Annotated in this window: 19 protein-coding genes; 2 read left to right on the top strand and 17 right to left on the bottom strand. The window is 33.1% G+C overall.

Features of this window, described 5'->3' with window-relative positions; all coding sequences use genetic code 11:
- Positions 1 to 28 precede the first annotated feature (28 nt).
- The 3 genes from pruA to DIU01_RS11100 all read right to left on the bottom strand — a co-directional run bounded on the left by pruA (position 29) and on the right by DIU01_RS11100 (position 3,666).
- The gene (gene pruA, locus DIU01_RS11090) at positions 29 to 1,657 is read right to left on the bottom strand and encodes an L-glutamate gamma-semialdehyde dehydrogenase (RefSeq protein WP_290834436.1); all 1,629 of its coding nucleotides are present in this window, start codon (positions 1,655 to 1,657) and stop codon (positions 29 to 31) included.
- Positions 1,658 to 1,964: 307 nt separating this feature from the next.
- Complete coding sequence (apaG, locus tag DIU01_RS11095; protein ID WP_290834438.1) at positions 1,965 to 2,351, bottom strand: Co2+/Mg2+ efflux protein ApaG; 387 nt, start codon at positions 2,349 to 2,351, stop codon at positions 1,965 to 1,967.
- Between the two features lie 67 nt (positions 2,352 to 2,418).
- A complete protein-coding gene (locus DIU01_RS11100) occupies positions 2,419 to 3,666 on the bottom strand; it encodes a DUF5103 domain-containing protein (RefSeq protein ID WP_290834441.1) in 1,248 nt (415 codons plus the stop codon).
- Positions 3,667 to 3,833: 167 nt separating this feature from the next.
- On the opposite strand from DIU01_RS11100, the gene DIU01_RS11105 reads away from it, so the two are divergent.
- Complete coding sequence (locus tag DIU01_RS11105; RefSeq protein WP_290834442.1) at positions 3,834 to 6,590, top strand: pitrilysin family protein; 2,757 nt, start codon at positions 3,834 to 3,836, stop codon at positions 6,588 to 6,590.
- A gap of 110 nt (positions 6,591 to 6,700) precedes the next feature.
- Here the strand turns inward: DIU01_RS11105 and DIU01_RS11110 are convergent, their stop codons facing one another.
- On the bottom strand, positions 6,701 to 7,471 hold the full coding sequence (locus DIU01_RS11110; protein ID WP_290834444.1) for a class I SAM-dependent methyltransferase: 771 nt from the start codon (positions 7,469 to 7,471) through the stop codon (positions 6,701 to 6,703).
- Between the two features lie 47 nt (positions 7,472 to 7,518).
- Complete coding sequence (gene map, locus DIU01_RS11115) at positions 7,519 to 8,334, bottom strand: type I methionyl aminopeptidase (RefSeq protein WP_290834446.1); 816 nt, start codon at positions 8,332 to 8,334, stop codon at positions 7,519 to 7,521.
- A gap of 160 nt (positions 8,335 to 8,494) precedes the next feature.
- Here map and DIU01_RS11120 point away from each other — a divergent pair, with 160 nt between their 5' ends.
- Entirely contained in the window at positions 8,495 to 9,769 is a 1,275-nt protein-coding gene (locus DIU01_RS11120) for an acetyl-CoA hydrolase/transferase C-terminal domain-containing protein (protein WP_290834448.1), read from the top strand.
- 149 nt (positions 9,770 to 9,918) lie between these two features.
- Here the strand turns inward: DIU01_RS11120 and DIU01_RS11125 are convergent, their stop codons facing one another.
- The 12 genes from DIU01_RS11125 to DIU01_RS11180 form a co-directional block, all read right to left on the bottom strand.
- Positions 9,919 to 11,307 carry a TolC family protein gene (locus DIU01_RS11125; protein WP_290834450.1) on the bottom strand — a complete coding sequence of 463 codons (1,389 nt, stop codon included), beginning with the start codon at positions 11,305 to 11,307 and terminating at the stop codon, positions 9,919 to 9,921.
- 127 nt (positions 11,308 to 11,434) lie between these two features.
- Positions 11,435 to 12,781 carry an HlyD family efflux transporter periplasmic adaptor subunit gene (locus DIU01_RS11130; protein ID WP_290834452.1) on the bottom strand — a complete coding sequence of 449 codons (1,347 nt, stop codon included), beginning with the start codon at positions 12,779 to 12,781 and terminating at the stop codon, positions 11,435 to 11,437.
- Between the two features lie 5 nt (positions 12,782 to 12,786).
- Positions 12,787 to 14,451, bottom strand: a complete 1,665-nt coding sequence (locus tag DIU01_RS11135; RefSeq protein WP_290834454.1) for a peptidase domain-containing ABC transporter — start codon at positions 14,449 to 14,451, stop codon at positions 12,787 to 12,789.
- Positions 14,452 to 14,453: 2 nt separating this feature from the next.
- Positions 14,454 to 15,125: a TetR/AcrR family transcriptional regulator gene (locus DIU01_RS11140; RefSeq protein ID WP_290834456.1), complete on the bottom strand. Its 672-nt coding sequence runs from the start codon at positions 15,123 to 15,125 to the stop codon at positions 14,454 to 14,456.
- 4 nt (positions 15,126 to 15,129) lie between these two features.
- Positions 15,130 to 15,834 carry a TerC family protein gene (locus DIU01_RS11145; protein ID WP_290834457.1) on the bottom strand — a complete coding sequence of 235 codons (705 nt, stop codon included), beginning with the start codon at positions 15,832 to 15,834 and terminating at the stop codon, positions 15,130 to 15,132.
- 10 nt (positions 15,835 to 15,844) lie between these two features.
- On the bottom strand, positions 15,845 to 16,477 hold the full coding sequence (locus DIU01_RS11150) for a leucine-rich repeat domain-containing protein (RefSeq protein ID WP_290834458.1): 633 nt from the start codon (positions 16,475 to 16,477) through the stop codon (positions 15,845 to 15,847).
- 98 nt (positions 16,478 to 16,575) lie between these two features.
- Positions 16,576 to 17,073: a mechanosensitive ion channel domain-containing protein gene (locus DIU01_RS11155; protein WP_290834460.1), complete on the bottom strand. Its 498-nt coding sequence runs from the start codon at positions 17,071 to 17,073 to the stop codon at positions 16,576 to 16,578.
- Between the two features lie 3 nt (positions 17,074 to 17,076).
- The gene (locus DIU01_RS11160; RefSeq protein ID WP_290834461.1) at positions 17,077 to 17,862 is read right to left on the bottom strand and encodes a DUF2490 domain-containing protein; all 786 of its coding nucleotides are present in this window, start codon (positions 17,860 to 17,862) and stop codon (positions 17,077 to 17,079) included.
- A 51-nt stretch (positions 17,863 to 17,913) separates the two neighbouring features.
- Positions 17,914 to 18,570, bottom strand: coding sequence for a hypothetical protein (locus tag DIU01_RS11165; protein ID WP_290834463.1), 657 nt, complete (start codon positions 18,568 to 18,570; stop codon positions 17,914 to 17,916).
- A gap of 140 nt (positions 18,571 to 18,710) precedes the next feature.
- Positions 18,711 to 18,896, bottom strand: coding sequence for a hypothetical protein (locus tag DIU01_RS11170; protein WP_290834464.1), 186 nt, complete (start codon positions 18,894 to 18,896; stop codon positions 18,711 to 18,713).
- The gene (gene gpmI / locus DIU01_RS11175; RefSeq protein ID WP_290834466.1) at positions 18,896 to 20,413 is read right to left on the bottom strand and encodes a 2,3-bisphosphoglycerate-independent phosphoglycerate mutase; all 1,518 of its coding nucleotides are present in this window, start codon (positions 20,411 to 20,413) and stop codon (positions 18,896 to 18,898) included. The genes DIU01_RS11170 and gpmI overlap by 1 nt, the downstream gene beginning before the upstream one ends.
- Before the next feature lie 103 nt (positions 20,414 to 20,516).
- The gene (locus tag DIU01_RS11180; protein WP_367221989.1) at positions 20,517 to 22,778 is read right to left on the bottom strand and encodes a DUF5916 domain-containing protein; all 2,262 of its coding nucleotides are present in this window, start codon (positions 22,776 to 22,778) and stop codon (positions 20,517 to 20,519) included.
- Positions 22,779 to 22,957: the final 179 nt, after the last annotated feature.

Raw genomic sequence — 22,957 nt, forward strand, 5'->3', positions numbered from 1 at the left:
CGATTATTTAGGACTAGTCATTTAAAACTTATTCTCCCAAAAACGGATATCTGTAATTCTCAGGAGTTACAAAAGTTTCTTTTATAGTTCTTGGTGAAACCCAACGCAATAAATTTTGCATTGAACCTGCTTTATCATTAGTTCCAGAAGCTCTTGCTCCACCAAAAGGTTGCATTCCTACAACTGCTCCAGTTGGTTTATCGTTGATGTAGAAATTTCCTGCAGCGTTTTCTAAAGCTTCAGTAGCTTCAACTGTTGCGTAGCGATCTTGACTGAAAATAGCTCCAGTTAATGCATATTCTGAAGTTTCGTCAATTAATTTTAACGTTTCACTCCATTTTGTGTCTTCATATACGTAAATCGTCATCACTGGACCGAAAAGTTCGGTTTCCATTGTTGCATATTTTGGATTTGTAGTTACGATAATAGTTGGTTCAATAAAATAACCTTTTGATTTATCATAATTTCCTCCTACGATGATTTCTGCGTCAGCATCATTTTTCGCTTGATCGATATATTTTGCTAATTTGTCAAATGAACCTTCGTGAATTACTGCTGTGATGAAATTACCAAAATCTTCTGGCGATCCCATTTTCATAGATTTTACATCAGTAATTAATTGCTCTTTCACAGCTGGCCATAAACTTTGCGGAATGTATCCACGTGAAGCTGCCGAACATTTTTGTCCTTGAAATTCAAATGCTCCACGAGTAATTCCAGTAACTACTTGTTTTACATTGGCTGATGGATGTGCTAGAACAAAATCTTTTCCGCCTGTTTCTCCAACAATTTTTGGGTACGTTTTGTAAGTATGAATGTTTTCGCCAATTTTTTTCCAGATTTCTTTGAATACAAATGTTGATCCTGTATAATGAACTCCAGCAAAATCTGGATGAGCTAGAATCGTATCAGTAATCATAACTGGATCACCAAAAACTACGTTGATAACGCCATCTGGAACTCCAGCTTCTTTGAAAATATCAATAATGATTTTAGCAGAAAATACTTGGCTATCACTTGGTTTCCAAACAACTGTATTTCCCATTAAAGCCGCACTTGCAGGAAGATTGGCAGCAATTGCAGTAAAGTTGAATGGTGTAATTGCATATATAAATCCTTCTAATGGACGGTATTCTACTTTGTTCCAAACGTCTGAATTGGATGCTGGTTGGTCTTGATAAATTTGCGTCATGAATTCTACGTTGTAACGTAAAAAGTCGATTAACTCACATGATGCATCAATTTCGGCTTGGAAAATAGTTTTAGATTGTGCAATCATTGTTGCAGCGTTGATTCTTGCTCTGTAGGGTCCAGCAATTAATTCGGCTGCTTTTAAAAAGATGGCTGCTCTGTGTTCCCATGGCATTTGTGACCATTTTTTTCTTGCTTCTAATGCTGATGCAATTGCTTTTTCAACATGAGATTTTTCGGCAAGATGATAGGTTCCAACGATGTGTTTGTGATCGTGTGGCGCCGACATGGTTTTGGTATTTCCAGTTTTTATTTGCTCAGAACCGATGTACATTGGAACGTCGATTGTTTCGTTCCACATTTTTTTATAGGCCGCTAAAACTGCTGCTTTTTCTGGCGAATTTGGAGCATACGATTTTACCGGTTCGTTGACCGCTTTGGGTACGTTAAAGAAACCTTTTGGCATAATATATTGTATTAGAATGTTAGAGTTTTAAACAATTGAAATTATAGTATTTGCGAATTATTTAATTTGTAACAAAAGTACAAAGGTTTTTTTAAATTTTTGATAACAAGAGTTACAAAATTTTCCCAAATCACTTATGATTCTGATTGGTTTAGCCCTGATAGTAATGGAAAGCTTTGTGAAGGAAAAAACTATTTTTTCTTGTCAAAAAACTGCGACCATAGAAGCACGTTTTTTGGCTTAGAAAAAAAGTTTTTTACAAGGAAACTTGCAATGGATAGCGGGAAATTGCTTCTAAAAACAATTATTAATTTAAAGCATAAGGTGCGCTCAAGCGAAAGGTTGGTACAATTACTTTGAAGTTTTTGGTTGAAGTAAAATTGATCATGTTGAAAAATCCGCGCATCGCTCCGTGTGGAGAAGATAGTAGACAGCCCGAACTGTAAGTGTGCGATTCTCCTGGTCTTAGTACTGGTTTTTTGCCAATTACGCCTTCGCCATCAACCATTTCTACGTCGTTGAGTGAGTCGAAAATTTCCCAATGACGCGACATTAATTGCACTGAATCTTTGCTGTGATTTTCTATAGTTATCTCGTAGGAAAAGGCAAAATGTATCTTGTAGTTTTTGAAGTAAGTGCCTTCAAAACTAGTATTTACAGATATTTTTATGCCTCTTGTAATTTGAGAAACCATGTTGAAACTTTTTGTAAAGTTACAAAATTACTAAATAAACAAATGTGATTTTATTGTTAAAGATTTTTTAATTGATTATGTCTACGGAAGTTGCAATTCCTTTTCCGATAACACGGTCGTATCTTTGGTTGTTTTCACGGTAATAAATGATGGCGCTGTAGTTGTTTTCTGTTTGGTAGAAATTTCCATCTATGGCGTTTTCTTCGTCTAAATTTCCTTTGCTGTCGGCAATTACATATTTATAGTTGGTGAATCCTTGCTTGATCATTATGGCTTTTTCGTAGACTTGTTTCTTTGGATTGTATTCCATTTTGTTTTCGTCTGTGAGTGAATGATTATTGAACATTCCAGTGATGTAAATGTTTTTGTTGGCGAAAAAAGCTGGTGCAGAAAGCGAGAAATAAACCCACGCATAATCGGCTTCTATTTCTGAATTTTCCTTGTTTAAAGAATTCACCAAGAAATTTCCGTTGATGTCTGGCCAAAAAGTATACGGATTTTTAGCTCGAGCAGAATTGGTATAAAGATGCGAATTGTATAATCCGCCATTGGTGTCTACAAATTCGATGCTGTTATTTGCACCCATAATGTTTTTGTTTTCGAAGAATAAATATTCGTTTCCACCCCAAAACTGCGTTTCTTTATCGTATTTGTAAATTAGGTCGTTACCTATTGTAAACATTGGTTTTACGTTAGTAATGGCGTTGTCAAATCGACCGTTTTGCATCAACATAACTTTTACATTTTGAAGCGGGCTTTGGAAATTAATTACGGTTGATCTTACAGAAAATTCGATGTTGTGTTTTTGTTCTACGTCACGAACGTCACGTGCTCGTTTGACTTGCATTGGAACGGCAACTAAATCTTCGTAAAGAATTATTTTACGCGAAAAGACAACGTCTCTGTTTTCGTCTAAGATTGAAATTATATAGTTTCCGCTTACTTTTAATTGGGTGAATTTGTTTGGAAAACTAATTCGGTAATGCGAATAAATTTGCAGTGCATTAATTGAATTAGTGTAATCTATAATTCGCTGGTCATCAAATCCTCCCAAATATTCATTTCGTGATAATTGCGATTTTTTCCAGTTGTAGTCACAGTGTGTGATTGCGTAGTAATAATTGTCTTCTGTTCCGTGTAAATCATCAAATTGAAGTTGGAATGTATCTCCTAACCTGAATAAAGGAACTGTATTTTGTCCGCCTTGAACAAAGGAAATTGTTTTAATATGGTAGGGTGGATTGACTTCTTTCTCTTGCGAAAAAATAATTGATGTAACAAAAGCAGATAAGAAGAGGAATAATTTATGTTGCATTGAGTCGTAAATTATAAGAAGTGTAAAGATAACAATTATTATTATCTAATATTGTGCCGAGCAGTATTTTCTAATTTTAGATTTTATAAATTTTTGTTAAATGTTTTATAATAAATGAGTTGGTTTTGAGTTATGTAATACATTTAGTACAAATAAATTCATACCCCATGAGAAAAATTAAAAAAGCAGTGCTCTTCTTAATGGTCTTTCCATTATCATTAGTGGCACAAGATTTTAAAGGAGATGAAAAAATCCCTTTTGATTCTAATGTGAAAACCGGTAAACTTAAAAACGGCTTGACATATTACATTAGGAAAAATTCGAAACCCGAAAAGAAAGTAGATTTGCGATTGGTTATCAACGCTGGATCTATTCTTGAAACTGATGAGCAAAGAGGTTTGGCTCATTTTATGGAACACATGTGTTTTAATGGTACAAAACGTTTTCCTAAAAACGAATTGGTGGATTATCTGCAAAGTATTGGAGTAAAATTTGGGCAACACTTAAATGCTTACACAAGTTTTGACGAAACGGTTTACTTTTTACCGATTCCATCTGATAGTCCTGAAAAGTTGGAAAAAGGATTTCAAATTATTGAAGATTGGGCTTTTAATGCCAATTTAACTCCAGAAGAAATTGATAAAGAACGCGGTGTTGTTCTTGAAGAATATAGATTAGGTCTTGGTGCCGACAAGCGAATGATGGACCGATATTTGCCAAAAATGATGTACAACTCGCAATATGCAGAGCGACTTCCTATTGGAAAAAAAGAAATTTTAGAAACGTTTACCTACGATAAATTGGTTAGTTTTTATAAAGATTGGTATCGTCCCGATTTGATGTCGGTTATTGTAGTTGGCGATATTGATGTTGCCGAAATGGAGAAAAAAGTAATTGCGCATTTTGCAAATTATAAAAATCCTAAAAATGCAAAACCACGAAAAATTTATGAAGTTCCAAATCACAAAGAAACATTGGTTAGTATAGAAACCGATAAAGAATCGTCTGACGCACAAGTGCAACTTCTTTATAATGATATGGAGAAGCCAAAGCCTACTGTAACAGTAAATGATTACAGAGAAGATTTGGTTAAAGGATTATTTACTACCATGTTAAATAATAGATTGCAAGAGTTAACTAATGCGCCAAATCCTCCATTTGTTTACGGATATTCGTTTCATGGTGGAACTTTTGCTAGAACTAAAGAAGCCTATCAATCATTTGCAATGATGTCTGAAGAAAAGCAATTGGAGGCTTTAAAAGTATTGGTAACAGAAAATAATAGAGCCAAAAAATTCGGATTTACGCAAAGCGAATTGGATCGAGCTAAAGCTGCAGTTCTTACTAATTATGAAACAAGTTTTAAAGAAAAAGATAAAACCAACTCAGAGCGATTTGTGTCGGAATACCAATCTTATTTTTTAGATAATGTTCCTGCGCCAGGAATTGAATGGGAATTTGAAGCGGTGAAAAAGATGCTTCCAAGTATTTCTTTAGCAGAAACTAATGGCTTGATTAAAAATTTCATTAAAGATGAAAATAGATTTGTACTGTTAACTGGTCCAGAAAAAGAAGGTTTGAAAAAAGTTACTGAAGCCGAAGTTTTAGCTGTTATAAATGCAAATGACTCTGATATTACGGCTTACAAAGAAACGGCTCTAGCTTCAAGTTTGATTAGAAAAGAGATAAAAGCTGGTTCAGTTGTGAAAAAAGAAACTAATGCTAAATTGGGAACTACGACTTTAGTTTTATCAAATGGAGCGAAAGTGACGTACAAGAAAACCGATTTTAAAAACGATGAGGTTTTAATGGAAGCCATAAGTTTTGGTGGTTCAAATTTATACAGCAATGACGAAATTAAGAAAGTTCAATTTGCCAATGGTGGTTTGACTGAAGCAGGTTTTTCTGGATTAAAGAAAAATGATATTGACAAATTTATGTCTGGTAAAATTGCTAATGTAACTCCATACATAAGTGGTGTAACTGAAGGATTAAGAGGAAGCACAACGCCAAAAGATTTAGAATATTTATTTCAAATGACGCATGCTTACATGACCGATTTGAATTATGATAACGAAGCTTTTGAAAGTTACAAACAAAAACAATCGGCTTTTTTCAAGAATTTATCTTCGCAACCTAACGTGTTTTTTCAACAAGAGTTTTATGGTTATTTGATGAAAGAAAACCCAAGATTTGTTGGAATTTTCCCTGATGAAAAAACATGGTCAACTACAGACTATAAATTGGCTTATGACAAATACAAAGAGCGTTTTGCTAATGCTGGAGATTTCGAATTTTTCTTTGTTGGAAATGTAGATGATAAACAAATTGAAGAATTTTCGGCTAAATATATTGCGTCGTTACCTTCAAATACAACTAAAGAAAAAGCAGTTGATTTAGGAATCAGAATGTTGAAAGGCGACTTGAAAAAAGTGGTTAACAAAGGTTCAGATCCTAAAAGTAATGTAACAATTATGTATTATGGTGATACAACTTATTCGCCAAAAGAAGCTATGGCAATTCAAGCTTTGGGTGAAGTTCTTACTATAAAATTAGTAGAAGAATTAAGAGAAAATGAAAGTGGTGTTTATGGAGTTTCTGCAAGAGGAAGTCTAAACAAAGTGCCAAACGGATCGTATAATTTTAACATAGGTTTCCCATGCGGACCAGAAAATGCTGAGAAATTAACGGCTTCTGCTTTAAACGAATTACAAAAAATTATCGATAATGGTCCAGATGAAAAAGACGTAGCCAAATTTAAAGAAGGTGAAATTGCCGACTTTAAAAAGGACAGTAAAGAAAACAGATTTTGGTTGAGTAATTTCACAAAAGCTTACACGTTTTCTTCATCTGCCGAAGAAGTTTTATCAATGGAAGAAAAAATCAATAGCGTAACAGCTAAAGAAATTNNAATATCTAACTAAAGATAAAGTTATTGGAATTCTAATGCCAGAAACGAAATAATAGATTTCTTTGAAAACTAAAAAACCCTGTTAATGTAAAAGTTAACAGGGTTTTGTTTTTTATATCGGAATTATTTAAAACAAACTGGGATAATTTCGCCTTTTGCTAAACAATATTTTTCTACTAATTCTGGTGTAAGTTTAGAAGTATAATCCTCTTCGATAACTCTAAATCCGATGCTTCTTAATTTGTCAAAATAATCTCTTCCGTATACACGAACGTGATCATATTGCCCGAAGATTTTGGCTCTTTCTTTTTGGTCAACAATAGTATCATCAGAAAAAGTAATTGCTCTTGATAAATCCTGTGGAATTTGAAAGATTCCCATTCCGCCGGGTTTTAAAACTCTAAACAATTCTTGCATGGCTTTAGTGTCATCTGGAATGTGTTCTAAAACGTGGTTGCAAAGAATTAAATCGTATTGATTATCTTCAAACGGCAAATTGCAAATATCTGCTTTTACATCAGCCAAAGGCGAAAGTAAATCGGTTGTAGTATAATCGATGTTAGTTTGTTTCTTGAAACGTTTGTAGAATTCTTGTTCAGGAGCAAAATGTAGTACTTTTTTCTTTTCTTTTGAAGTAAAAAAATCAGTTTCATTTTGAAGATAAATCCACAATAAACGATGTCTTTCTAACGATAATGTACTCGGAGAAAGAACGTTATTTCTCTGATTTCCATATCCATAAGGTAAAAACATTCTAAAGCTTTTTCCATCAATTGGATCAGTAAAACGACTTCCTTTTAACAAAAAAGCCAAAATAGGACGCACCACAATACTCATTCGAATCAATATCGGACGAGGAATAGTATTTAATATGAACTTGAATAGTTTTTTCATTTTATTTTAGATGCAAATTCGTGCAAATTCGTGAAATTCCTGTAAAATTACAATGTATAATGATTTCGAAACTCCTTTTCCTCATCACTCACAATTCCTAAAGCATCATAAATGTATTTGAAAGTCGATAAAATTTCTGGTTTTCCGTCGATTAAGGCAACGTCGTGTTCAAAGTGAGCACTTGGTTTTCCATCGGCAGTTAGAATTGTCCAACCGTCTTTTAATTGTTTGATGTTTTTTGTTCCCATGTTAATCATTGGTTCAATAGCAACAACCATTCCTTCTACGAATAATTTTCCGCGACCTTTTTTTCCGTAGTTTGGCATTTCTGGATCTTCGTGCATTTTTTTACCTAATCCGTGACCAACAAGTTCACGAACTACGCCATAACCATGATCTTCACAATATTTTTGAATAGCATTTCCAACGTCTTCTACACGGTTCCCAGCGCGGAATTCTCTAATTCCAACGTATAAACTTTCCTTAGTAACTTGAAGTAATTTTTTTACCTCTGGTGCCACTTCGCCAATTTCAAAACTATAGGCATGATCGCCATAAAATTCATTCATCAAAACACCACAATCTACCGAAATAACATCGCCTTCTTGCAATGGAGTTGTATTTGGAATTCCGTGAACTACTTGCGCATTCGGACTCATACACAGCGAATTTGGGAAACCATACATTCCTAAAAATCCTGGAACTCCGCCATTGTCTCTTATGAACTCTTCGGCTAATTTGTCTAATTGTAAAGTAGTTACACCTGGCTTAATCACTTTTGCAATTTCGCCCAATGTTTTAGAAACCAACAACGCACTTTCGCGCATCAACTCAATTTCTTCTCTTGTTTTTGGAATAATCATTTTTCAAATTTTGTGATTGCAAAAGTAGTGAAAAGTGTTTAGTATTTCATTTTGTAAGTATTGGAATTTGGATTTTGTTTTTTTGGAATTTCATCTTTTATGAGTTTTATCATGTTTTTTCAAAAATTCCGAATTTAACTTTGCGTAAAATTTATTAGGTATGAGTAAATATGTAACAGCGCACGAAGCTGTAAAAGTCGTAAAATCTGGAGATCGAGTTTATCTTCAAGCCGCAGCTGCAGCACCAACAATATTGGCCAACGCATTAACAGAAAGAGCATCCGAATTAAGAAATGTAGAAATTTGTCATCTTCACACAGAAGGCGAAGCACGTTATGCCAATCCAGAATTGAGAGAAAGTTTTCACGTGAATTCCTTTTTTATTGGAGCCAATGTGCGTCACACTTTAAGAGCTGGAAATGGTTCTTACACGCCAGTTTTTCTTAGTGAATTGCCGCATTTGTTTCGTAAAAATGTATTGCCACTTGATGTTGCTTTCATCCACGTTTCACCACCAGATAGACATGGTTATTGTTCGCTTGGAGTTTCTGTAGAAGCTGCGGTTGCTGCAGTTGAGAACGCTAAAATCGTCATCGCACAAGTCAATCCGCAAATGCCTAGAACTTTTGGCGACGGAATTCTTCACGTTTCCGAAATTGATTATCTGGTTGAAGTTGATGTTCCTATTTATGGTCATGCGCCAGTTCCGTTTACCGACGATGAAGATAAAATTGGAACGCATATTGCCTCTTTAATTGATAACAAAAGTACGCTTCAAATGGGAATTGGTTCCATTCCGAATGCGGCTTTGAGCAAATTAAAAAACCATAAAGATTTAGGTTTGCATACCGAAATGTTTTCTGATGGTGTTATCGATTTGATAGAAAATGACGTTATCAATTGCAATTATAAAGGAACTTTGCGAGGTCGCGCTTTGGCAACTTTTCTTATTGGTTCCAAACGATTGTATGATTTTGTAAACGACAATCCGTTCATCGAAATGAAAGAATCTTCGATGGTAAATGACACGGCTCGAATTAGAAAAAATCCAAACATGATTGCCATAAATTCGGCTATCGAAGTAGATTTAACGGGTCAAGTTTGTGCCGATTCTATTGGTCCACAAATGTATTCTGGAGTTGGCGGACAAATGGATTTTATTCGTGGCGCATCATTAAGTCCGGGCGGAAAAGCCATAATTGCCTTGCCATCAACGACCAAAAATGGCATCAGTAGAATTGTTCCTTTCTTGAAACAAGGCGCTGGAGTTGTAACCACAAGAGCCCACATTCATTACGTAATTACAGAAAACGGAATCGCCGATTTATACGGAAAATCGCTAAAACAACGCGCTGCAGAATTAATTCGAATTGCGCATCCAAATCACCAAGAAAGTATAGAAAGAGAATACTACGAATTGTTTAATAAAATGTAGGAGCGAATGGTTTGGGAATTCTTGGTTTCCATTTTCCTGCTATCCATTACAATCTTTTTCAACTCCGACAGAGTTCAAAACTCTGTCGGAGTTAAAAAAGGATTTTCATTGCTATCAGGGCTAGTTAGCCATTGTCTTTTGTAAAATTATCAATCTGGATTGGCCATTATTTTAAATAATTCGGCATTCGAAATTAAATAACGATTTTCCAAACTCAACTCTGATAATTGGGAACTAACCAAGTTGTTTTCTCGTGAATTAATTAAGAAAATAGAACTTTCACCAAAAGAAAACAAGCGCTCTTCTGAACTCAACATCGTGTTGTAATCTTTCACTAAATCTGAAATTAATTTTCGTTGTCTTTCAAGCGAATTGATTTCAGTTTGTTGTGCGTTGATTTTGTTTTTAAGTTGAACACGTTCTAAATCTAACGAATATTTGGTGTCTTGAATTTTGAATTTTGCTAATTGCAATCCTCCACGTTCTTTTCTTAAAAAAATAGGAAAACTAAAATTTACACCTACTTTATAGTTGTTGAAGTTGGTGTTATTCCAAGCGCTTTGTTCCGATAAATAACTGTAGCCTAAATCTATTTTTGGTAATAAACTGTTGGCTTTTAATTGACGCTCGACTTCTAGAATTCCCAATTTACTTTGAAGTGAATTAATTTTTGGATGATTTTCTATCGAAATGTTTTCAACTAAAAGTTCGTTTGTCTTTAAAGTTTCTTTGATTGTATTTTCAAGTTTTATCTCGGGAATTATAGTGTCTTGTAATTCCAAAGGAACATTATTTTCTAACCATAAGAAGTTGGACAATTCTAATTTGGCTTTTGCCAATTTCAATTGCGAATCTTCAAGACTTAGTTTTCTATTTCTTACAATAATTCCGGCTTCAACACTGTCTATTGCTGGTTTGTCGCCGTTTATTATTAAACTTGAAACACCTTTGAAACGTATTTCTGCATTTTGCAAATATTCTGTGTAAAGTTGTACTTCGCTGTAATTTCGTTTCCAATTAAAATAGGCAACAGATGCGTTGTATAAAACCTCGATGGCTTGTAATTTTCGTTCGGCTTGACTTAATTGGATTTGGATTTTAGCTTTTCGTAAATCGGCCATTCGTTGGTTTATTAATAATCCTTGACCTAATGGAACCGAAATTCCTAGTGAAGTTAATCCTTGATTAGGAAGTGTATTTTGCGGATTTAAATAAACACCTTCGCTATTGTCAAAACCCGCTTTAACTTCAATTCCATACCAAGTTGGTATTTTGAAACTGCTGTTTAAAAGCGAATAATATTCGGTGTCTTTAAATTGTTTTTTATCGAAATCTACTTCAATTTTTGGATCAAATCCACCGCGTGCCATCATTAAATTGGCTTGAGCGCTAGTGACTTCAAGGTTGGCACTTTTTACCATAGGATGGTATTTTTTTACATAGCCCAAATACTCATTGTACGTGAGTTCTTGAAGGTTTTTTTCTTGTGCAGCAACCCAAGTAGTGAATAGTAAAAATACTAGTGTTTTGAAATTCATTTTTAGTAACCTTTAGATTGTGTTGTAACCCTGATTGTAGCGGCATCCTTTTTTTGTAAAAAAAAGATAGAGCGAAAAGCAGGAACATGGATTGCAAAAATGCGCAAGCCATTCGTTCTTTAAAAAATTATTTTTTCTCTTTGGTTGTCTCATTAGTTGGTTTGTAATAGTTTGGAGGAAAGCCGTTTAGTGTTCTCCAAAGTTCAAACCAAATTGGCACATTGTCTAGCAAAGCCAGTGTTTGCGCACCCGAACCAATGCTAACTTGTTTTGGCCAAGCATCTTCTTTTTCGTCTGGCGCGATTAAAACTCGGAATTTTCCGTTTGGAGAAATGAAGTTTTCTATGGCTACAATTTTTCCTCCAAAGGTTCCGTAACTCATGTTGGGCCAACCTGAAAATACTATTGTTGGCCAACCATCGAACCAAATTCTAACTTTTTCGCCTTTGTGAATTAAAGGTAAATCAGTTGGTGAAACATAAGTTTCTACTGCGATGTCGTATTTTGAAGGCATGATGCTCACAATTTGAGTTCCTTCCTTAATAGTTTCACCAATTCCCGATTGAATGGCACGGTTTACATAGCCATCTTGCGGTGCTTTTATGTAGTACATGCCGTTTCGAATTTGGTAATTTACCACTTGATTTTCAAGTTTATTTACTTGTGCTTCGGTATCATACTGGCTACTCAATGCCGTGAATTGATCACTTTGTGCTTTTGATGATTTTTCTGCATATTCAGCACTGATTCGGTTAATTTCTACTTTGGCGTTTATCAATTCGTTTTTGCTTGCCAACAGTTTGTTTTCTTGCGTAATGATTTTAGCTTCTACTTCTTGTAATTTCAATCTTTTTTCCTCTACATCAGTTAGTGGTTTTAGTCCTTCTTTGTTTAAAGTTACGGAACGATTGAATTGTGTGTTGGCGATTTTTATTTGCGTTTTTACAGCTTCTAAATCCATACTATCGCTTTTTACTTTTAAAATTCCTTGACGAATTTTATTTTGAGCTTGTTGTAATTTTAAAACGCGTTCGTTTTCAATGGCATTGATTTGAGCCGAAAGCGAAGTTACTTTTCCGCCATAAGATTGTCCTGCCATTTTTTTAGCATCGACTTGGCTTTTGGTATTTTGAACTAAATTGGGATCAAAATAATCTTCTTTAATTTCTGAAATGAACAAAATTGTATCACCTTTTTTTACAAAATCACCTTCTTGAACGTACCATTTTTCTATTCTACCAGCAATTGCCGATTGAATAGTTTGTGGTCGTTGATTTGGTTTTAACGTAGTAACTGCGCCTGAACCTGAGATATTTTGAGTCCAAGGAAGGAATAAAATTACAACTCCAAGTAAGGAAACATAAAGGATTATTTTGTTCAATATCTTGTAATGAGGTCTGTTGGCAAGACTTCTTATAGTACTGTATTGATCAATTTTTTCGGTTATCGGATTTTTTTTAGAAATATTCAGCATGGCAATTATTGTTTTGTGTCAGCAATTATTTTTCCGTCTTTCATTTTGATTCTTCTAGAGCATCTTTGTTTCCAATACTCATTTTTAGAAGAGACAATTACGGTCCATTTGTTTTTGGCATCTGTAATAAAATCGATGATTTCTTTGGTTGCTTCTGCATCCATTTTGTCTAAAGGATCTTCAAAGAACAGGATTTTAGGTTTACTCACAATGCTTCTAGCTAATAGAATTTTTTGTGCATTGGAAGACGATAGCTGTCGTCCGTCTGGAAAAATTTTAGTGTCTAATCCGTCTTTTAATGTTTTGATAAACGTTCCTAATTTTACACTTTCAATCGCCCATTTTATGTCTTCATGCGAAACTAATGGATTGTTGAACGTTATGTTTTCTAAAATAGTTCCTTCAAATGGTGTTTCGCCTTGAGTGATAGTTCCAATTTGCGAGCGGTATTGTGCTAAGTCAATTTTGCGATAGGTATCGTCATTTATAAAAAAGGAACCCGAAGTTGTTTGCATTGAACCCGACAGTATTCGCAAAAGTGTTGTTTTCCCGGATCCATTATCGCCTTCAAGGTAAATTTTTTCGGCTTGATCAATTTTTAAAGTTATTTTATCTAGAACATCATCCATAGAATCTGGAAATTTGAATCGAAGGTTTTCAGTTTCTAAAGTGATATTGGTAAAACAATAATCTTGATTTTTAGACTGAGGTTCTTCAATATTTAAATCTACAATTTGACCAATTTTTTCTACCGAAGTTAACACATCATAAAGACTTTCTAATCCTACAATTAATTTTTCAACCGAGTTAAGAACTAACAAAATAATGATTTCTGCAGCTACGAATTGACCGATATTCATTTTTTGATTTAAAACCAAATAACCGCCAATTAATAATAAAGCTGCTGTTATTACTACCTTGAAGACAATAAGTTGTGAAAATTGTCTTTTGATTACTTTAAAATGTTTTTCTCTATAATTTAAATATTCATCTACTAGGATATTGTTTTTGTTTAAAGCAAAATCAAAGTTGTCTTGTTTTCTAAAACTGAAATTATTTCTTGCAATTTCTTGCAACCAACTTGCAACTTTATACTTGTATTTTGACTCTTTCAAACTTGAAGCAAGTCCTGAATTGTAGGAGAATTTAAATATAGAATAGAGTAACACAATTAGTAAAACTCCGAAGAAAATAAAGAATGGATGATATAACGATAGCAGAATTATTCCGAAAAGGATTTGTAAAAGTGCAGTAGAAAAATCGATTAGTAATTTTGAAGTTCCTTTTTGAATCGAAATAGTATCAAAAAATCGATTGGCTAATTCTGGTGGATATTGGTTGTATAGTTCTTCAAATTTAATTTTAGGCAAACGATAACTAAATTCGAAAGAGGAACGAACAAATATTTTTTGTTGTAAGTTTTCTGTAATTCGTAGTTGCATTAAGGATAATATTCCAACTAAGGCTACACCAATTACCACAATTACTACGAGTACAACCCATGATACACTTACTTGTCCTGCTTGAATTAAGTTTATAATAGCTTGAATTCCTAATGGTAATGATAAACTTACTAATCCTGCAAAAACAGCATAGAAAACTATTTGAGAAATATCTCTCTTGTCTAGTTTTAATAAATTAAAATAACGTTGTAAAGGTGATTGATTCATGATTATCTTAATGTGTTTTCAATTAGATTGATATAAAAATCTGTTGGAGAAACGTTTTCGTTACAATTAGTAATCGTTTTTAAATGATCTTTCAAAAAGTGCTGGTGCAATGCGCCTTCTACAATAGACGATGCTAAACTTTTGGCAAAAGCATATTGCGGATTTACTTCGTTAATCATTTCAATAATTCTATTGATTACTCTTTTGTAAACTAGAAAAAAACCTTCTTTGTTTTCTTCATCTACTTCTTTGGTAAGTAAGGTTTTAGTGAATTCTTGTATGATTATTTTATTTAAAACAGATTCGTTAATATGTAACGTTGTGGAATCGTCTTCTACTTTTTCTGTAACAATCGTGATGCCTTTTTTTAATCGTTCCATCGGATTGGAAACGTTGGTTGTGGCAAATGCTAATTTGTATTCAATCCAACCCCAATACCATGAGGAAAGATATAACATTAATTTGTGTTTGCTCTCAAAATAACGATAAATAGAACTTTCGTTGGAGCTGATTCTTTCTCCTAATTTTTTGAAAGTAAAGTTTTCAAATCCGATTTCGTCAATTAGTAGAATACTTTGTTCTATAATCTTTTTGCCCAATTCTGATGTTTCAGGGTTTTTTACGTACAATTTGTCGTTGACAGAAATGATGATATTTGAAAGTATATTTTGCATAATATTAATCTTTTTTAGTAGTATTCGGAATCGTTTTCATTTGGATTACATCTACTAAAAAGGCAAATGCCATTGAAAAATAGATGTATCCTTTAGGTATTTCAAAGTGGAAGCCTTCTGCAATAAGTGAAACTCCAATCATCATTAAAAAACAAAGTGCTAAAACTTTAAACGATGGATGTTTAGATATAAATCCGCTGATTGGTTTTGAGGCAAATAACATAATGATTACGGTTACAATTACAGCAGTATACATTACCCAAAGCTCATCAACCATACCAACTGCGGTGATAATTGAATCTACTGAAAAAACTAAATCTAACAGAATTACTTCACCCAAAAGTTTGCTAAAATTCCCTTTTTTTGGAAGTTCGGCTTCGTGTGAATTAGCAATTTCGGTCTTGTGATAAATTTCTTTGGTGCTTTTGTAGATTAAAAATAATCCTCCTAAAATTAGAATTAATCCTTTTCCGGTGAAGTCAATTTCAAAAAGTGAGAATAACGTTTTATCAAGTTTTAAAATCCATGAAATAAAAGCAAGTAAGGCCAATCGCATTACCATTGCTAGACCAATTCCCCAAAAACGGAGTTTGTTTCTCTGACTTTCTGGAAGCTTATCGGCAAGTATCGAAATGAAAATGATGTTGTCAATTCCTAGAATTACTTCTAATGCAATTAAGGAAAGTAAAGGTATTAAAGCATCTATCATGATTGTATTTTTAGAAGTTTATTTTAAATCCGAAGTTTAGGTTTTTCATATCTTGTAATTCAGGATTGATTTTATTGTCTCTTAAATCAAGGTATTTCAAATGGTCTAGCGTTTGAATTTCAGGGATTTTTTTGAAATTATTTTGATTTAGGTACAGGTTTTCTAAGTTTTTAAACAATAAAATTTCACTTGGCAATTTCGATAAATTATCATTCTCAAGATGCAACGTTTTTAATTTTGGGAGATTAGATAATATTGAAAGCGTTTTAGGAAGATTCATGTTCTTTTCATCATTCAAATAGATCTCTTCCAAGTTGACTAAATTAGAAAAAGCGTCTGGCAATTTAGAAAAATCGTTTCCACTTAAATCAATTGTTTTTAGTGATTTAATTTTTGTTATACCAAGAGGAATTTCTCTTAGATGATCGTTTTTCAAATTAAGATATTCTAAGTTTACAAATTGAGACCATTGTTCGCTAGAAAGTGAAATGTCTTGATTGCTAAGGTTTAAGCGATATACTTTTTCTGGGTTTATCAGCGCCTCTCTCATAGAAGTATATTCTTTTTCTTTATCATTAATTTGTGCGAAACTTAATGACGTAAAGAAAAAAAGCAAAGCCGAAAGTTGAACTATTTTTTTCATGATGATTGTTTTTAATGTTAAAATCAAATCAGTTGCAAATATAATAGTATTACTATTAATAATTTATGTTTTACTACTATTTTTAATTTTTTTTTAACTTATTTATTTTGAGTGATGGCTATTGATTTTTGTAAAAGTAACGAATTGGGTATGGTAATGATTTTTCCATTTTTTAATTTTAAATGAAGAAAGAAATAGGTTAAATCTGTAATTTCTCCTTCAAAAGAGTACTCTTTGTCTAGTATTTCTATAGTGTCACCAATTTTTAATGGATGATTAAAAAAGAGAATAATACTGGAGGTAATGTTAGATAATAATGACCATTGAGCAAAAAAAGCAATTCCCAAAGCAGTTAGTATGGTGCTGGCAAAAAGTGCAATTTGATTTTGTTTTAATCCCCAAATGGCTCCAATAAGTAAAACAGCAGCGAGTAAGAAAATTAGATTAAACGCTTTAATCATTATTTTTCTTCTACCTCTTTGTAGTTGGGTGTTTTTTAAAAAATTGTTTATTGTAATCTTTGTTATAAAGTACGAAACTATATAAGCGAAAACTACAATTACTGTTTCAATGATTTGAACATCCAATGTTTTCATCGTTTATTTATTTTCTTTTTTAGATAAATCAAAGCTGAAGTTGGTGTTGATAATAAATCCGTTATTGCTCTGAAAAACATTTTGATTGGTCACTTCTCGTCCCAGTTGAAGTGTTTGATTTAAATAACCTGCTTCAATGCGAAGTGTGTTGTTAAATCGATAGCCTAGCACCAATCCAATTCTATTTTGATCAAAAATATTTTCATTTACATTTTTTCCAAATCCAATAAAAAGTTCGTCATAGGCTGCAATGTAGGGTGTTTTATTTTCAATTTTGTCACCTTTTAATGGTATTTGAACTCTAATCATATATCGAAATCGGTTCAATAAAGGAAATTCATCTTCGGTTGATAAACTTGCATTAGAATACCTGCCAACCCATCGTTGTTCTAGCATAAATCGATGTGAAATATCTACTTTCGAAATTTTATCGGTTAATGTTACCATTTGAAAAGCACGATGTTCTGTAAAATCTTTTCCCATTCCGTTAATTGGTGTTTCGCCATAAGGATAGGTTTCTATCCAAGCATATCCTAATCTAAATTGTACCTTTGGATTGAGCTGATAATTTAAGCCAAGACGAAGTAAACCTTGTTGTTTGTCTGTAATAAAATTATCTCTACGAAGTTGATATTCACTGTGAATACTGTATTTATTATTCAATTTAAAAGTGCCAAAATAGTTGTACCAACCAATATCATTTCGTTCGTTTTTACGAGTATTTTGACTGTAAGAATTACTTATCGAAATAAATAGAATAGCTGTAAATAGAAGGTATTTTTGTTTCATAGTATTTTAAATATTGGGCTGACTCAATACAGAATCAGCCCGCAATATAAGTTATTTTGTTGGAGAAAAAGGTAGTGACGATTTGTGTACTATAATTCTCAACTTGCCGTCTTTTCCTTTTTTGAAAACCCAAGTTTTATCGACCATTACTTCATTACCATTTTTATCGGTTACCCAAACATTTCCCATAGTTATTGCAATTGAACCATAAATTTGGATTCCTTCATTATTTTTTCCGGCATTGTCATATCTCGCTTTTACCCAAGGTGTAAGTGCAAATCCTTTGTCGTTTGGATAATCGGCATCACCTCCAATGAAGTAAGCTAATGCGCCTTTTTTGTCATTTCTGAAGGTTTGATCACCATAAGCTAATGTTGGTTTGAAAAAAACTTTACCATTATCATAATTATAAGCGTCAGATAGAACTTGCTCTGCAAACGCTTTGTAATCGCCACCTTCTTCTTTTAGTTTTCCAATTTTTACAAGTGCATCACACCAATCTTGTTGGGCTTTGTTTACTTCATCATAGGTAATGATGGTTTGCGCGCCTTCTTCAACATAAATCAATCCGAGTTCATCAATAACTTTTTTTACTTCTTTGTTTTGAACTGGAACAGCATTTGCTTGTTCTTCTTTCTTTTCTTTTTGATTGCATGAACTCATTACTACTGCAATACAAGATAAACCAATAAATACAAGTTTTTTCATGATTTTAAAATTTAAAAGTTTTACATTTTATATTGATACAAATATAAACAAAAATAATAGTATTACTATTGATTATGAAATTTTAACTTTTATTTATAAACTTCGCAAAAAAAATCCCGAAAGAAATCGGGATTAGTTTTTTATACTTTTATGCCTATCGTAGCAGATTTATCAGTGCCTTTTTTTCCATCTTCTCCTTTTTTGCCATTTTGCGATTGATTTGCATTTGTTCCTGATTTACCTGGAGTTCCGTCTTTTCCTTTTGATGTTGAAGAAATTGAACAACTTGTTGAAATTAGTACGATTGATAGCAATAAATATTTCATTATAACAAAGATTTACAAGTCATTACATTAGGTTTTTCAATTCCCATTAATTCTAGAATAGTAGGAGCGATGTCGCCAAGAACTCCGTCATGAATTGTTTTCAAATCCTTATCAACTAGAATAATTGGCACCGGATTCGTTGTATGCGCAGTATTTGGTGAACCATCAGGATTAATCATTGTTTCACAATTTCCGTGATCGGCAATTATTATTGTGGTGTAATTGTTTTCTAAAGCAGCTTCAACAACTTCTTTCACACAAGCATCAACTGCTTCGCATGCTTTTATTGCTGCCGACATTACACCTGTATGTCCAACCATATCGCCATTGGCAAAATTCAAACAAACAAAATCTACTTCGCCTTTGTACAATTCAGGAACCAAGGCATCTTTCAGTTCAAAAGCGCTCATTTCTGGTTGTAAATCGTAGGTGGCAACTTTTGGTGAGTTTCTTAAAATTCGAGTTTCGCCTTCAAACGGAACTTCTCTTCCGCCAGAAAAGAAGAACGTTACGTGAGGATATTTCTCGGTTTCGGCAATTCTAATTTGTTTTTTACCAGCTTTCTCTAAAACTTCTCCAAGTGTTTCTGTAATGTTGTCTTTGTCGTAAATTACATGAACATTTTTGTAAGTATCGTCATAATTGGTCATGGTAACATAATACAAATTGAGTTTATGCATATTGAATTCATGACAATCATTTTGCGACAGCACTTCGGTTAATTCACGACCTCTATCAGTTCTAAAATTGAAGAATATAACTACGTCATCGTTTTCAATTTTTGCTAAAGGTTCGTTATTTTCATCGACCATAACTAATGGCTGAATGAATTCATCGGTTACATTTTCGTCATAGCTTTGTTGGATGCTTTCAACAATATTTGTTGTGTGTTTTCCAACAGAATTTACTAATAAATCATAAGCTAGTTTCACGCGTTCCCAACGTCTATCTCTATCCATTGAATAGTATCGTCCTATTACTGTAGCGATTTTTGCATGAGAATTTTGTACATATTCTTGTAAGTTGGCGATGTCTAAAACTGCCGATTTTGGATCTACATCACGACCATCGGTAAAAGCATGAACGAAGACTTTTTCCAAACCGTATTGTTCTGCGGCTTCTAATAATCCGTACAAATGCGATGTATGCGAATGAACGCCACCATTAGAAACTAATCCTAAAAAGTGTACTTTTTTATTGTTTTCTAATGCATATTGAAAAGCATCAAGTAGCGGTTTTTCTTGATTTACAGTTTTGTGCTCTACAGCTAGATTTATTCGAGCCAAATCTTGGTAGACTATTCGTCCTGCGCCAAGATTCATGTGACCAACTTCGGAGTTACCCATTTGACCTTCTGGTAAACCTACGTTTAAACCATCGGTTCGTAATTGTGCGCTCGGATATTTGGTGTATAAACTGTTTATAAAAGGAACGTTGGCATTGTCTATGGCTGAAACTCTTGGATCTGGAGATTTTCCCCAACCATCAAGAATCATCAGAATTACTTTTTTGTTCATTGTGATTATGTTTTACACAAAGATAAGCATTTGCAAAAAAATCAAATGAAAAGTGATTGGTTATTTAAATGAAAATTGCGAAATCGATTTAGTGTTTTTTGATTTATTTTCTCTTAGAAAACCAGTTTTTAGCAGAGTTGTAATCAATAAAATAGCGAATACTAACAGATAAAATATGATTGAGATTTTCTTGATTAACGGCATCTCTAAAATTGCTACCAATTTCTTTATTAAATTCTCTAGCAAATAGGGAAGAGTTATTTCGATATAATATTGACATTTGACTACCAGGAGCAAACCACCAAGAAAAGGATAAATCCATATTCCAAGTATTAAAATTGGAGTTTTTATTTATGTTATAATTTGTATTGGTTTCTAGAGTGCCGTTGTCTTGAAGAGTTAGTATCTCATTATTAATTGCGTAACTCCAATAATGACGAATAGAAAGATTAAAAGTTATCAAATCATTGATTGCATATTTTCCTGACAGTGTATTAGTATAGGTATTTCTATTGCGTTTTGCCAGTATTGTATTGTCTGAATTATCGAAATCTATCCATCCAATATCGTTTACTTGTCTTGAAAATCTTGAACTGTACACAAGAAGTAACTTATCTGAAAATCGATATCTTGGACTTACAAGTAAATTAAAGTTTAGTCGGTCTTTTTCGTCAAAAAAAGATATTGACGGACTAAAATCTAACGCAAATTTTTTGGCATAATTTGACGAGAAAAAGTAATTTCCGCCAAATCTTTTTGGAACGATTAAGAATTTACTATTATCTGCCGAACGAGGTTCATAATAATCGTAAACTGCAGTTGGTCTTGCGTTTAAACCAAATCCATGATAATCATTTCGTTTATTGGTAGAATTAAAATTTAAATTAGCACTAGATTCTTGAACACTACCCGTTGTGTTGTTAAATTCTGAATATAAATTTAATTGTACATTTAAGGTATTAAATGTCTTTGTAGGTTTTATTATTCTATAACTGGCATTACCATAAACAGCATGATAATTGGTTTGAAAGTTGATTCCTAAATCGTTGTTATCCCATTCGTTTGAAACATACTGGCTACCAACGCTGTAGCGATATTGACCTTTTGTTTTTCCTAAATTTATTGAGGTGTTGTAACCATTTCTATTATCGAGAAGGTAATCGTTTACATGGCTAAATTTATAATCACCAGATAAATTAAAGGTATTTTTCTTTGTATTTAAATCATATATTATTGCAGATACATTCGCATCTCTATATTCGCCATTTCTTGTAACATTGGTATTGATAAATGAAACAGAAGAGTTTTGCCTAAAACGTTGGTCTAATACAAAAAGGTTGAAGTTTGCTAAGGGTTCTATAAGTTCATTTCTTGTTTCTCCTGTGATAGTATTTCTTATAACTGCATCTGTTTTTTCTGTGACAGCATTTAGAATCCCAATACCTAATCCGCCTTTGGTTCTACCTGATACTTTTAAAGCATTTAATAAACTTACTGTCGATGGATATTCGATAAAATCTTCGTCAGATGATAATGTTGGTTGTACCGATGGTTCGCCTCCAATTCTTCTCGAATAAAATAGATTTCCTTTGTTAAATAAATCAGTTCCTTCTGTAAAAAAGGGTCTATTTTCTGCAAATTGTTGTTCGAATGGTCCAAGGTTAAGTTCTACTCTGTCAAAAGCAGCTTGACCAAAATCGGGCACAAGAATTGCATCTAGCGTAAAAGCATCATTGATTCCATATTTTACGTCTAGTCCTCCTTTAAATTCACCTTTGGTTTTGTTGGCATCATTTCCACTTAAATAATAAGAAGTGTATGGAATTAAAAATAATCGAGTAGGAGTTTTAATGTTTTCAATACCTTCAAGAATTCCTGCCTGATTGGCTTCTGTTTGTAAATTAATGTCAATTAAATTCCAAGTATATTGAAAACGATCTCTATATACCTCTCGATACATATTTAATCCCCAAGTTTGTTTTTTTTCATCAGAAAAACGAAGCGCGGCATAAGGAATCTTTAATTCTATAGTCCATCCGTAATCTGTAATACTTGTTTTACTGTCCCAAATAGAATTCAAACTAAAATCTTCTCCATTAGCTTCTGTGTATACACAATCTTGTTGAACACCAGCAGCGCTCACATAAAAACGAAACTCTTGTTGACCATCATTATAACCGTTGAAAAATATTCCAAAATGGTCAGCAGATCCAAATTCATCTCTTGCTGTAAGCTCCCTTAAAATTTTTTTAGGTTCGTCGTCGTACATTGTAGCAGCAACATAAATAGCTTCATTATCATAAACGATTTTAACTTCTGATCGTCTATTATATTTTTCTGGATCACCATTATTGGGTGCAATCATTATAAAGTCTGTTGCTATCTCAGCAGTTTTCCATACTTCTTCATCAAATTTTCCATCAATAGTTATTTTTTCGGCACTAAAATTGGTTTTCAGTGTTTTTTTTAACGTTTGAGAATAACTATTTAAATTAAAAATAATCAGAAAAGAGAATAGTAAAAATACTTTATTAGCCATTTATG

Source organism: Flavobacterium sp. (genome assembly GCF_003525665.1).
Lineage (GTDB): Bacteria > Bacteroidota > Bacteroidia > Flavobacteriales > Flavobacteriaceae > Flavobacterium.